Genomic DNA, 12,879 nt, shown 5'->3' on the forward strand with positions numbered 1-12,879 from the left:
TTTAATATGCGCTGACTTTAAACTGGTTTGATTTGCTCATTTACCCATTTAATTAAGTCAGTGCTCTTACTATGCAGCAGAATTTCTTGCGTTCTGATCTGCAGTCTACGGGAGTGATAACTGGATGTCTCCTTCAAGTTAACCTGTTTAGTTCCGGGGACGCCTGTAACCAATCCATTCTCTATTTTAACAAATCCTACCTCAAAAAACACCTGTAACATGAAAATCATTAGTTCTTTTGGTAATTTGAGGCGCGTGGCCATCTGAGTTCCCACTTGTCGTAAGTTTAACTTCGGATGAGCCAAGACAAAACGGTATAAATTACCGAACTGTTGCCGACTTGGTAAACCAATTTCAAATAAATCATTTTTTTGATATAACAACAAGTGCAGTCGCTGAACTGTCAGATTCTGCAACACCTTTTGCAAGTCCCGCAAGTCTGCTGGACAATCCACTACATATAAATCAGCTGCTTGGAACTGGCCGGCTTGCTGCGGCAATAAAACAACTGGTGTATTAGCGGGCAAATATCGCTGAACTTGTTGCTTAATTTTTTCTGAGAAAAATGCATATGTTCCCTTTTGCTGCAACATCTTCACCGTTAATTTCTTGCTGCGCTGGTCGAAAATTTCCACCGTAACCGGCACACTAGTTGTTACTGGCGGTTCTTTAATTTGTGACTCTCCCAGCGGCTCTTGAGACGCGGCCGCAGTGACTGGTGCTTCTAGCTTAAGGTCAGAAATCTTAATTTGTAATGAAACTTGATTTTGCCATTCATTTTTGTCCACATAACCAACGAACTCCACTTTAGTTGGCGCCTGCATGATCTGGCCCAGCTTATCTGCATCAATGCCAAAATAAACCGCAGAAAGTTGCTGGTTCGTCGTAGTTTTTAGGGTCAACCGCAAATGGTTATTTTCTTTTCCCATCGGCTTAGCATCTTGAATTTGGTAGCCGGTAAAGTTAAATAATGGCTGTGAGTTATCTTGTCCAAATGGTGCAAGTACCTCAATTTGTTCCAAGTCCGCTAAGGCAAATGTTGCCAGATCAACCGTTCCAGCTAACTGCAATTCTGGTTGCTTGGCATCAGCCAAATGCTGCTGTTGTGCTGCTTGATCCAAAACTTGCTGTACAGCTTCCTGTTTTGCGATCATGATCGTTAGACCGCATGCCATTTGGTGACCGCCAAAAGCAACTAACTGGTCTCTGTGACCGTCTAAGGCTGCAAATAAATCAAAGGCAGCGACTGAACGACCAGAACCTTTGGCTTGGCCCGTTTCAGAGTCAGCATTCAACACTAAGGTTGGTTTCCCAGTTGCTTCAACCACCCGACTAGCTACGATTCCTAGCACACCTTCATGCCAGCCTTGACCGACCAACAAGTTAACCGGATGCTGGTTTGCTTGTTCCTGCACCTGTGCCAATGCCTCAGTCGTGATCTGATTGACAAGTTCTTGCCGTTTAGAATTTAACTCTTGGACGTGCACGGCAATTTCAGCGGCACGTTGATCATCAAAGGTCGTTAGCAATTCTACCCCTGGAGCCCCATTTTCCATCCGACCTAAGGCATTCAACCGTGGTGCTAATGCAAAACCAATTGTCTCAGCCGAAATTTTTTGCTGATCAACATGTGCTTGTTGATATAACGCCAATAAACCGACTCTTTCCGTGTTTTGTAATACCTTGAGACCAAAGCTGACCAACACGCGATTTTCGCCAGTTAGTGAAACAATATCTGCGACTGTGCCGATTGCAGCGAGATCCAGCATTTCTTGCGGGACCTCTTCTAACAAAGCACTAGCGGTCTTAAAAGCCACCCCGGCACCAGAAAGTTCAGCAAACGGATACTGACCTTCTGGGTGACGAGGATGCACGATTGCATATGCATGCGGTAATTCGGCTGGCATCTCATGATGATCTGTGATCACTACATCGACACCATGCTGCTGAGCATAATTCACTGCTTCATTGCCAGAAACCCCGTTATCCACGGTTACGATCAATCCAGTGCCTTCACTGATCAACCGCTGGTAAACTTTCAAGTTTGGACCATAACCATCGGTAAAGCGATCCGGAATATAGTAACGGACATCGGCTCCTAATTGCAGCAATGCCTCATACATGATCGAAGTACTAGTTAAACCGTCAGCATCATAGTCACCGTAAACTACAATTTTTTCTTCAGACGTGATCGCCTTTTTAATACGCTCGCATGCTTTTTGCATATCATGCAATAAGAATGGATCATTTAGCTGTGATAGATTCGGTTTTAAAAACTGGGTAATTTTTTCTGCCGTCTCATATCCACGTCTGATTAAAATTTCCACCACTAATTTAGGGGCTTGAGTCGCTTGGACTAGCTCCTCGACTTTAGTTTCATCAATTTTTTGGGCAACTTTCCACTGATTTTGAGCTGAAAACACAGAATCACTCCTCGCTTTGTTTAGCAGGCTCATCTTGTTGGTCTGCGACTGGTTCACTAACTGCTTTTGTAGCTGGTTGTGTTTCAGCCGAGCGCCTCATTGCTTGGTTAGCGGCGAGTTGCTTTTGTAGATCTTTGATTTCTTTTTTCTGGCGTAAACTAGTTGTCGTTGAGATCATGACTGCGATCAAAGCTCCGATCAGCAGTGCAATTACTAAAATAACGACTAATGGCATCGTCACCTTGGTGAAACCAAAGTTAACGGTTACGGCTTGCGAATTCATCCATGAAAAAATGACGACTACTAATAACAAGATGATTGCACCGATCATTGTCCATTGTTTTTTCATGAGGATCCCCCTTTTCTATTTTTTATTAAATAAATTAGTCAACAAAAAATCTCCTAAACGTGGAAAAACTTGTAACGCATGGTGTGCGGCTGCCATACTGCGCGGTCGGTTCAATTCACGTTTGCTGGAACCGATCGTCGCAACAATTTGTGCGGCTAAAACTTCTGGATCAAGCACAAAATGGCTAATGTTATCTAGGTAATGGCCGGTTCGATCCGCATAATCAAAGAAATGTGTCTGAATTGGTCCCGGATTAACCGTTAAAACCGAGATTCCCAAGGGTTTTAACTCTAATCGCAAAGCATTCGAATAAGCCAAAACCGCTGCCTTGCTAGCAGCGTAAACAGCTGTTTTTGGTGTTTGGATCTTGGCAGCGATCGAAGCCGTATTGATAATGGCACCGCGTTTGCGAGCGGCCATCTTTAAGGCGGTATATTTTGTCATATACATTAAGCCCAAAACATTGACTCGAAACATTTTTTCTGCCACATCCATTGGAAAATCAAGTGCCTGTTCCATCAAACCAAAGCCTGCATTATTCACTAAGACATCAATGGGACCCACCGAATTTTCGACTTGATTGACAACTTGTTCGATTTGGGCAGGATCAGAGACATCTAGCTCATAAGCCAAAGAGAGCCTTCCTGACAGCTTGCGACAAACCTCGGAGACTTTATCCAGCTTATCCTTGCGACGCGCACAAACGACGACGATTGCCTTTTTCAAGGCAGCCTGATAAGCAATCTGTTCTCCTAGACCAGAAGAAGCTCCTGTCACCACCACGATGCGATTTCGTAAACTTTTTAGTTCTTGATAACCATGCATATCGTTTCACCCCTATTTTTCTTGGAAAGGAACATTGATCACATCAAAATCTTTGACAACTTTCGTATTTTTGAAAACTTCTTGAGCGTCATGTTGCAGCGTTTTGACCATCGACCCCACATAACGAGCCGAAATATGGGTTAACAAGAGGTGCTTGACCCCCACTTTTTTCGCCACCTGTGCGGCTTGAACACAAGTCGAATGATAATAAGCATGTGCCAATTTAGCGTCACCTTTGCCATAAGTACTTTCATGCACTAAGACGTCAGCATTGGCAGCCAGTTCTGCGATGTTTGGTGTTGAACGGGTATCGCCTAAGATCGTGACGATCCGGCCCTTCTTAGCTGGTCCAATAAAGTCAGCACCATTGATTTGGCGACCATCGCTTAAAGTCACTACTTCTCCGGCTTTTAAACGACCATAAATTGGTCCAGAAGGAATTTGTAATTCTTTGAGCTTTTCAACTTGTAATTCACCCGGATAATCGCTTTCTTCGATCCGATAACCTACACAGTTGATCCGGTGTTCCAAGTGTTTAAAACTAACCTTAAACTTCGGACTGCTAAAGATCAGTCCTTCTTCGCCCAGCTCCACAAATTTTAACTTGTAGGCTAATTTAGTATGAGAAACACGCAAACTTGTTTTGACGAAATCGGCGATCCCTGCTGGCCCGTAAATGGTCAACGGTGTCGGATCTTCGCCATTTTGAAAAGAACGACTACTTAAAAATCCTGGTAAACCAAAAATATGATCCCCATGCAAGTGAGTAATAAAAATCTTCGTAACTTTTCGTGGCCGGATCGAAGTCCGTAAGATCTGGTGCTGTGTAGCTTCCCCACAATCAAAGAGCCAGACTTCATTAATTTCTGGCAGTAACTTTAGTGCCGTTGCAGTAACATTGCGAAACTTACCTGGTGAACCTGCACCAGTTCCTAAAAATTCTATTTCCATCTTTTAAATATCCTATCTAACTTAATTTTTATCTAACCTTAGCCAAGGTTAGGCAGACTTTTTAATCGTGAACAAAAAACCGCTGAATTATAGTTAACTGAATTAACTAACCGGTGTCCATTTTATCATTTTATCGTGATTTGACAAAATAAAATTCTAGTTGCACTTTTGCATCCTGGCTTGAAAAGCCCAAGATTCAACCCCTGGCAGCTAAATTTTTATTGCAGTAATTTTTATCCGCCTTCACTATAAGATACGCAAAATATCTTAATTTGAGTTTCAAAAAACCACTTTTTCTTAAAATTTTTCACGTCATTCAAAAAAAGAGACAGCATCTGCTATAATTAACTTAAATTAGAAGGGAGCGAAAACAAATGCATGTAGCTGATTTTCAAGCTTGTACCTTTAATTTAGAGTCTAATTTATCACTCTTTTTAGAGGACAACCAGCAATTACTTCCGCTCTCTTTTTTACACTTATCAGACAGTGCTGTTTCTTTATCAGTCGGAGAGCAGCCCTTGACTTTAGCAGAATTAGACTATGGCTTACAGTTTTGTCAGCCCGCTTTACTGCTGACGATCGAACACGACGGAAAAACTAAGCCAGTCTTTGGCTTTCGCCGCGTTGATCAACAACTTTACCTGCATTAACAAGAAAAAGTGCACGCCGCCCACAATAGGCTCTCCTACTGTTGGTGACGTGCACTATTTAATTACGATTTGTTTAACATACTTTTGGCAACAAAGTTTCCGTAATATGGCAAACCATCCGGGTTAGGATGAACATTGTCTGAGTAGAACCATTCTGGGTGTTTTTGACTGTATGAATGCCAGTCGATCACCGTTAAGTTATGGTACTTTTTCTCAGCCTTGGCCAAATCTTGGTTAACTTGGTCTTGCCACCGCTGGGTCGGGACCTCTGTGTTGACCCAATAAACCTTGCGTTGCGGTCCTAAGACCTGCATGATCTGTTTCAAATCATCCGGTGTAAAGGGTCCGTTAGTTCCCAAACTAAGCAAAACTGTATCGGACATTTTACCATTCTGTGCTAAAGAAGTTAAAATTGGCAAAGCATCACGAACCTGTCGTCCAACTTTAGCATCGACATACATCTGGGGGAAAATCCCCTGCATTGTTGCTGAAGCATCAGCTAAAACAGAATCACCGATTGCCGTGACAGGCATCTTTTTTGCCTGGGCAACTTGGCTTTTTGTTAACTCACCCTCAGCTGTTTCAGTGGTTTTTTCCGTTGACTTAGCCGGCTTGTTGTCCGGCGCTTTTTTAGCGACTGTTTTTTTCTTTTGCGGTTCTGCATTCTGCTTTTTAGCCTGCTTGTTGTTCTGTGAGATCACTTTTTGCAAATCTTGTGAGTCTCGTTGAGAAACACTGGCACGCGGTTTGTCTAGCGCCCCCCAGCCGGCAATTAAGACCACGACTGTTGCCAGACCGAGCCACACACGTTTTGGACCAGCAGCTGAGCCTTTCGTAAAGACTTCCTTTAAGACTGTAAAAGTCTGTTTGTAATCAAAATGCTGCATTGGCCGCTCTAAGAAGCGATAGGACAAATCACTGACTAATAAGATCAGGGCAATTTCAATTACGGCATGCAGCCACGGGTGATTTGCCACGTTGGCGATCTTTTGTTCATAAAAAATCATGATCGGATACTGGTACAAATAGATCCCATAGCTCCGTTTACCTAACCAAGTAAAGAACTTGTTGGTCATTAAACGGTTCATATCTGCCCCTGGATGGACAATTGTCGCAACTAAGAGTGCCGATAGAATGGAGAAGAAAAACATCCCGCCCAAATAAACAAGGTCACTTTCCCCATCCATCTTGAAAAACATCCACACGATCAGTAACAACGAGACCAGTCCAGTCCCATCTAAAAAGAGCCGCGGTCCCTGTTGCAAATTCGCCTTTAGTTTCGTACTTGGCCACAAAAAGGCTAAAGCCGCACCTAAGACGATTGAAAACATTCGCGTATCAGTGCCATAATAGATCCGCGATGGATCTTGGCCTGGTTTGAATAAGATGATCATCAGCAAAGCTGAAACAAAAGCTGCAACCAACAAAATATCAAAATTTGTTTGTCGTGAGCGGATCAGCTTTAACATGATCAAGATCACGAGTGGCCAAATCAGGTAAAATTGTCCTTCGATCGATAACGACCATAAGTGAGTAAATGGTGATTGATTCCCAAACTTATCAAAATAGGACTCATGATTTGACACCTGAAACCAGTTATAAACATAAAAAATGTTGCTAACAATAACTCCCCGTAACTTATCAATAGATTCGCGGGCAAACAAAGTTACAAAAGCCGACGTGGTGAGTACCATCGTCATCAATGCCGGGTATAAGCGTTTCATTCGCCTGACATAAAAAGCCTTAATATCGATTTGTTGATTTTGCTCATACTCTTGAATCAGCAGGTCGGTGATCAAATAGCCTGAAACAACAAAGAAGATCGGGACCCCTAAAAAGCCGCCAGTCATTCTATATGGAAAAAGGTGATATAAAATGACACCAATTACCGCTAACGTTCTTACTCCATCAAAACCTGAAATATATCTGCTTTTCTTTAATCTTTTTCCCATCAAAATCCCGTCCGTCTAAATCCTGTGCACCTCTAGCTGAAAACTCATTTTACAGCTAACCCTAACTTTCACCAAAGAAGCAACTACTTTGTCTTATTCGACAAATTCAAAACTAAATTTCCCAATTTGAACGATATCGCCGCTCTTGGCACCATGGGCCCGTAATGCTTCATCAACACCCATTGAGCGCATCTGACGTGCAAAGCGCATGACACTTTCATCATGTTCTAAGTTGGTCATTTGGAATAAGCGTTCCAATTTACCACCGCTTAAGATCCAGTAGCCTTCGCCGCCGTCTTCCAAGTTAAATGGTTTTTCTTCTTCTTCGTAAGTGTAAACCACATTTTCGTCTGCTGGCTGTTCCTCAGTAATAAACTGTGGTGTCTTAGCTAACAAGTCTGCTGTTAGATGAACTAAGTCTTGCAAATTACTATGTGTCACTGCAGAAACTGGGACTACTTCTGGCACGGCAGCTAAAGTTGTATCAGCTTTGAGCTTTTCTTTAAAGGCTGCCAAGTTTTCTTCTGCATCAGGCATATCCATCTTGCTGGCTGCCACAATTTGCGGCCGTTTCAATAAGGCTGGATCATACTTCGCTAACTCGGCGTTGATCTTTTCAAAGTCCGTGTATGGATCTCGCCCTTCTAAGCCTGACATGTCAACCACGTGGACAATAACACGGGTCCGTTCAACGTGACGAAGGAATTGGATCCCCAAGCCCACACCGTTTGAAGCACCTTCGATCAAGCCTGGCAAATCGGCCATGACAAAGTCGCGACCGTCGTCTAATTGCACCATTCCTAGATTAGGTACTAAAGTTGTAAAATGATATTCCGCAATTTTAGGCTTAGCACTAGTTAAGACCGATAATAAAGTTGATTTTCCGACTGAAGGGAAACCAACCAGTCCAACATCAGCTAAGACTTTTAACTCTAACTGTAAGTTTCGTTCGACACCGGGTTCGCCATTTTCGGCGATTTCAGGTGCAGGGTTCTTAGGTGACGCAAACTTAATATTACCGCGTCCTCCCCGACCACCTGCAGCTACTACTAATTCTTGTCCATTTTCAACGAGGTCTCCTAAAACTTCTCCTGTGTCTAAATCATGGACAGTCGTGCCTTCTGGGACTGAGACATACAAGTTATCGGCTTTTCTACCATACATCCCCTTGATCATCCCATTTTGGCCTTTTTTAGCTTTGAAGATCCGGTGATAACGGAAATCCATTAACGTCCGTAAACCTTCATCAACTTTCAAAATAATACTGCCGCCGTGACCGCCATCGCCACCAGCGGGTCCACCATTCGGGATAAATTTTTCGCGACGGAATGCAACCATTCCATCGCCGCCTTTTCCGGCTTTAACTGTAATTTTAACTTGATCAACAAACATTGTTTTTAATCACCTTTCTCAGGTATCTAGAATTATTTTTTTAGATGGTACGTGTTATTTGCATTTAATCTTCGCCAACTATAGCAGTTTTTGTTTTTAAAAGCAAAAAGTCTTCGGACTAAATCCGCTATTTTAAGCTTAATTTAATCGTTTCTGCGACTTTATGTGAAATCCCCAGTTCTTCTAACTCAGCAACTGAAGCTTCACTAATTTTTTTCAATGACTTAAAGTTCTTCAGCAACTTGACCCGGGTCTTGGGGCCAACTCCCTGAATCGTTTCTAAACGCGACGATAAAGAATTTTTCGAATGGACCTGGCGGTGGAATGTGATCGCAAAACGGTGAACTTCATCTTGGATCCGTTGCAGCAAATAAAAGCCCTCGCTCTTAGGATCTAGCCCAATTTTTTCATCATTTTCCGTCATTAGATCTGCCGTTTTATGGTGTTCATTTTTAACCATCCCAGCCACGGGGATCTGCAGGCCTAATTGATTGACCAACGTCTCTTTAGCCGCATTGATCTGCACGACCCCGCCATCCATTAAAATTAAATCAGGCAGCGGTGCATGCTCTTTTAATAAACGGCTGTAACGACGGTAGATCACTTCTTGCGTACTTGCATACTCATCAGCGTTCGTCACGGTTTTAAGCTTGTATTTCCGATACTCTGTCTTATCAGGACGACCGTCTAAGAAACTCACCATCGCGGAAACTGGGTCTTGCCCCTGAATATGCGAATGGTCAAAGGATTCGATCCGGTGTCCGTGAGGCAGCCCGAGGACATCAGTGATCTCGTTCATTGCCCCTACTGTCTTACGGTCATCAAGCTCTAACAGCCGGAACTTTTCTTCCAACACTAAGCGTGAATTTTTTTGCGCCATTTCAAGCAAGTCTCTCTTTTGCCCCCGCTGTGGGGTCCGGACCGGCACGCCTAAAATTTGTGCCAAGATCTCATGCTCCATTCCTTGCGGGACTAAAATTTCTTTCGGTAAGATCCGATTTTTTTGGTTATAAAATTGCAAAATGAAAGATGCTAACTCGTTTTCCGGGGTATCAATACAAGGAAACAGGCGCTTTTCCCGTTTCATCAGGCGTGCTTGCCGGATAAAGAAGACTTGGATCGATAACCAGCCCTTGTCCATGTAAAAAGCAAACAAATCTCTGGGTGTATTATCATTAGAAATAATCTTTTGCCGTTCGACCGTCACCTCGACATAATGGATCTGGTCTCTCAACTCTGCGGCACGTTCAAATTCCATTTTTTCTGCAGCCTTGTTCATCTGTTGCGTTAACTTGCGTTTGATCCCAGCCACATTGCCATGCAAAAACGATTTAATTTTTTTGATCTGGGCGTCATACTCACTTTGAGGCACTTCTTTAAAGCACGCTCCCAAGCACTGTCCCATATGATAGTACAGGCACGGTCGTTTCTGGTAACCATTACAGCGTCGTAACGGGTACACCTTTTGTAAGAGCTGCATCGTTTCGGTCGCAGCATAAACGTTCGGATATGGTCCAAAGTATGACCCGCCATCGTTTTTGACCTGACTGGCGATTTTTAAGGTTGGGTCTTTTTCATGTGTAATTTTAATATAGGGATAACCTGTGCCCCGCTTCAACTTGATGTTGTAATAGGGTTTATGCTTTTGAATCAGGGTAATTTCCAATAAAAAAGCTTCCTTGTCAGTTGAGGTCACGATCGTTTCAAAATCGCGGATCTCGGAAACCAACTTGGCAGTTTTTCCCTCGTGAGCACTTTTAAAATATGAACGAACTCGATTCTTTAAATTCTTAGCTTTACCAACATAAATGATCTTGCTGTTGATATCTTTCATCAGATAACAACCTGGCAGATCCGGCAACAATTTCAATTTATTTTCTACGTGTTGAGTTGCCATCTAAACGATCCTTTCTTTATGTCATTACTCTAATTATAACGCGTTCTAGCGCCAATTCATAACAATTCAGCCGTTAGAACAAATAAATTTTTCAAAATATAATCTAGCTTTAATTGCACGAACGAAAACGAGCGGCAAAAACTACGCTGCTCTGAAGCACCGCTAATTTTTACCACTCGTTTGTTTTGATCTTTTCGTGAAATTTTCGGCTTAGCTTCTGATACCAAAAACGCATCAAAGGTCAGCTTCCGATAATGCTTGGCTCTTAAACGCCTCTCTTTGCCCTGCTTTAGAGAACTTTAGATAAAAATTCTTGTCCCCGCTTAGTTTCTGGATGTTCAAAAACAGCTTCAGGAGTCCCGGATTCCTGAATATAACCATCGGCCATCAGCCAGATCCGGTCGGCAACTTCCCGGGCAAAGCCCATTTCGTGGGTGACAACAACCATCGTCATCCCTGATTGAGCTAAGTCTTTCATTACTTCCAAGACTTCCCCGACCATTTCAGGGTCAAGGGCTGAGGTCGGTTCGTCAAATAACATTACTTCGGGATCCATCGCTAAGGCCCGGACGATGGCGACCCGTTGTGCCTGCCCGCCAGACAAGCTAGCTGGATACTGATCTGCTTTTTCTAACAAACCTACCCGCTCCAATAATTCACGGCCCTTTTTTTCTGCTTCTTCCTGACTAATGCCCTTCACCTTAATGGGTGCAGCTGTAATATTGCCCAGGACAGTCATATTCGGGAATAAATTAAAGTTCTGAAAAACCATCCCCATCTTTTGACGCAGCTGGTTCAATTGTTTTTCAGAGATCTCAGTCAAATTCTTTCCTTCAAAAATAATTTTACCCGCTGAAGGATGCTCTAAGACGTTCAGACACCGTAGAAAAGTACTCTTGCCGGCTCCCGATGGTCCAATCACACAAACAACTTCACCTTGGTTGACTACTTCATTAATATCTTTTAAAACTTCACTTTTTCCAAAAGTCTTTTTTAAATTTTGAATTTGCACTAACTCTGTCATGGGCGTTTCTCCTTCATTTTCAAGTCTGAACTTGGTCTTGCTTGAATGTTAATACAAATATTATGACATATTTCGTTTATTTATGCAATAAGAAGAAATAAAATTCATTTTACGGGTCCTTTATGCGTTAACTAGGAGCTCTCACCGAGTTTTATACAGTATTGTTGATAAACGTTATCCAAAACCAGTTAATGATTTGAAAAAACTGTCAGAAACTGCTATGCTTAATGGCGAAATTAAAAGTACCTAGTCACTTGAAGGAAGTGAAGCTCATGAGTTTAAAAATCAACCGTCAATCAGATCTTGACGAACTATTTAGTAAATTTGCCGTTGTCCCTGGAACAGAACCTAAAAAGACCACTGAACCCCAGGACAAACAAACAGAGAAAAAAACTGAAAAACCTGCAAAAAAATGACTCTTCCCGCCGGAAAAGTCATTTTTTTAGTTTATTTTGCTGGTGAAAAACCATGCGGATAGCGTTTATTTAGGGTTTCGATGTTATCCTTAGCAACTTCATCAAAAGGAATGTCAGCCCACTGTGCAATTTGCGAAAGATACCATAAGACATCGCCCATTTCATGAATCATTTGTTGCTGGTCAAGTTTTTTACCCTTAAAAGTATAATCCTTGATCAAATCGATCAGCTGACCGCTCTCGCCTGCTAGACCTAGTGCACAATTGGTTAAGACTTGCTCATTACCGTAAAGCGTGCGGTTGGCCTTATCTTGGTATTCATTAAACTCCATCAAATTCCCCATCCTTTATGCATCAAAATTAAACTTCAATTGCAGCATTGCTTGAACACTATGACTTGCTCTTTTTTTCGATCCAATTCCAAACTTGATCTTTACCAGTTTTATCTAAAGCTGAAAACAACACCAACTCATCGTCTGCTTGGAGTTGTAAAGTCTTTTTGATGACACTAAAAGACTGATTTCGTTTGCTCTTTTTAACCTTATCGATTTTCGTTCCCACTACTAAAACTGGTAAATGATAAAAGTGTAAGAGCTCAATCATTTGCACGTCAAGTTTTGTCGGTGCATGTCTAGCATCCACCAACGAAACAACGCCACGTAATTGTTCACGGCTAGATAAGTAAGTTTCGATCATACGCCCCCACTTATCACGTTCTTTTTGGGAAACCTTAGCGTAGCCATAACCGGGAACGTCGACGAAAAATAATTGTGACTCAATATCATAAAAATTTAAGGTCTGCGTCTTCCCTGGCTGGCTTGATGTCCGTGCGTAACTTTTACGGTTAATTAAGCCATTGATCAGTGATGACTTACCCACGTTGGAACGTCCGACAAAAGCGATTTCTGGATACCCCTGAGATGGGTATTGGCTGGGACTGACTGCACTAATAGTCAGATCAACATTATGAACCTGCATAAAATATATGCCTCTCTTTCTAA

At 42.4% G+C, this 12,879-nt stretch carries 12 protein-coding genes; 2 read left to right on the forward strand and 10 right to left on the reverse strand.

From position 1 onward, the window contains the following. Nucleotides 1–17 precede the first annotated feature (17 nt). The 4 genes from recJ to rnz are packed head-to-tail and all read right to left on the reverse strand — an operon-like array spanning nucleotide 18 to nucleotide 4,548. Complete coding sequence (gene recJ, locus LPAF129_RS03105; protein ID WP_244054698.1) at nucleotides 18–2,423, reverse strand: single-stranded-DNA-specific exonuclease RecJ; 2,406 nt, start codon at nucleotides 2,421–2,423, stop codon at nucleotides 18–20. 4 nt (nucleotides 2,424–2,427) lie between these two features. After that, nucleotides 2,428–2,772 (reverse strand): LapA family protein, encoded by a 345-nt coding sequence (locus LPAF129_RS03110; RefSeq protein ID WP_244054699.1) that lies wholly within the window; start codon nucleotides 2,770–2,772, stop codon nucleotides 2,428–2,430. Between the two features lie 15 nt (nucleotides 2,773–2,787). After that, on the reverse strand, nucleotides 2,788–3,597 hold the full coding sequence (locus LPAF129_RS03115; RefSeq protein WP_244054700.1) for an SDR family NAD(P)-dependent oxidoreductase: 810 nt from the start codon (nucleotides 3,595–3,597) through the stop codon (nucleotides 2,788–2,790). A gap of 12 nt (nucleotides 3,598–3,609) precedes the next feature. After that, on the reverse strand, nucleotides 3,610–4,548 hold the full coding sequence (gene rnz, locus LPAF129_RS03120) for a ribonuclease Z (protein ID WP_244054701.1): 939 nt from the start codon (nucleotides 4,546–4,548) through the stop codon (nucleotides 3,610–3,612). 374 nt (nucleotides 4,549–4,922) lie between these two features. On the opposite strand from rnz, the gene LPAF129_RS03125 reads away from it, so the two are divergent. Beyond that, nucleotides 4,923–5,198, forward strand: coding sequence for a hypothetical protein (locus LPAF129_RS03125; RefSeq protein ID WP_244054702.1), 276 nt, complete (start codon nucleotides 4,923–4,925; stop codon nucleotides 5,196–5,198). Nucleotides 5,199–5,260: 62 nt separating this feature from the next. Here the strand turns inward: LPAF129_RS03125 and LPAF129_RS03130 are convergent, their stop codons facing one another. The 4 genes from LPAF129_RS03130 to LPAF129_RS03145 all read right to left on the reverse strand — a co-directional run bounded on the left by LPAF129_RS03130 (nucleotide 5,261) and on the right by LPAF129_RS03145 (nucleotide 11,463). After that, nucleotides 5,261–7,150 (reverse strand): acyltransferase family protein, encoded by a 1,890-nt coding sequence (locus tag LPAF129_RS03130; RefSeq protein WP_244054703.1) that lies wholly within the window; start codon nucleotides 7,148–7,150, stop codon nucleotides 5,261–5,263. A gap of 93 nt (nucleotides 7,151–7,243) precedes the next feature. Beyond that, nucleotides 7,244–8,542, reverse strand: a complete 1,299-nt coding sequence (obgE, locus tag LPAF129_RS03135; RefSeq protein ID WP_244054704.1) for a GTPase ObgE — start codon at nucleotides 8,540–8,542, stop codon at nucleotides 7,244–7,246. Between the two features lie 127 nt (nucleotides 8,543–8,669). Continuing rightward, entirely contained in the window at nucleotides 8,670–10,439 is a 1,770-nt protein-coding gene (gene uvrC, locus LPAF129_RS03140) for an excinuclease ABC subunit UvrC (RefSeq protein WP_244054705.1), read from the reverse strand. Nucleotides 10,440–10,728: 289 nt separating this feature from the next. After that, the gene (locus tag LPAF129_RS03145) at nucleotides 10,729–11,463 is read right to left on the reverse strand and encodes an amino acid ABC transporter ATP-binding protein (protein ID WP_244054706.1); all 735 of its coding nucleotides are present in this window, start codon (nucleotides 11,461–11,463) and stop codon (nucleotides 10,729–10,731) included. Nucleotides 11,464–11,690: 227 nt separating this feature from the next. Here LPAF129_RS03145 and LPAF129_RS03150 point away from each other — a divergent pair, with 227 nt between their 5' ends. Further along, nucleotides 11,691–11,879, forward strand: a complete 189-nt coding sequence (locus LPAF129_RS03150) for an SPJ_0845 family protein (RefSeq protein ID WP_244054707.1) — start codon at nucleotides 11,691–11,693, stop codon at nucleotides 11,877–11,879. A gap of 31 nt (nucleotides 11,880–11,910) precedes the next feature. Here the strand turns inward: LPAF129_RS03150 and LPAF129_RS03155 are convergent, their stop codons facing one another. Then, nucleotides 11,911–12,210 carry a nucleoside triphosphate pyrophosphohydrolase family protein gene (locus LPAF129_RS03155; RefSeq protein WP_244054708.1) on the reverse strand — a complete coding sequence of 100 codons (300 nt, stop codon included), beginning with the start codon at nucleotides 12,208–12,210 and terminating at the stop codon, nucleotides 11,911–11,913. A 58-nt stretch (nucleotides 12,211–12,268) separates the two neighbouring features. After that, complete coding sequence (gene yihA / locus LPAF129_RS03160; RefSeq protein WP_244054709.1) at nucleotides 12,269–12,856, reverse strand: ribosome biogenesis GTP-binding protein YihA/YsxC; 588 nt, start codon at nucleotides 12,854–12,856, stop codon at nucleotides 12,269–12,271. Between the last annotated feature and the right edge of the window lie 23 nt (nucleotides 12,857–12,879).

Source organism: Ligilactobacillus pabuli (assembly GCF_022836475.1).
Classification (GTDB): Bacteria; Bacillota; Bacilli; order Lactobacillales; family Lactobacillaceae; genus Ligilactobacillus; species Ligilactobacillus pabuli.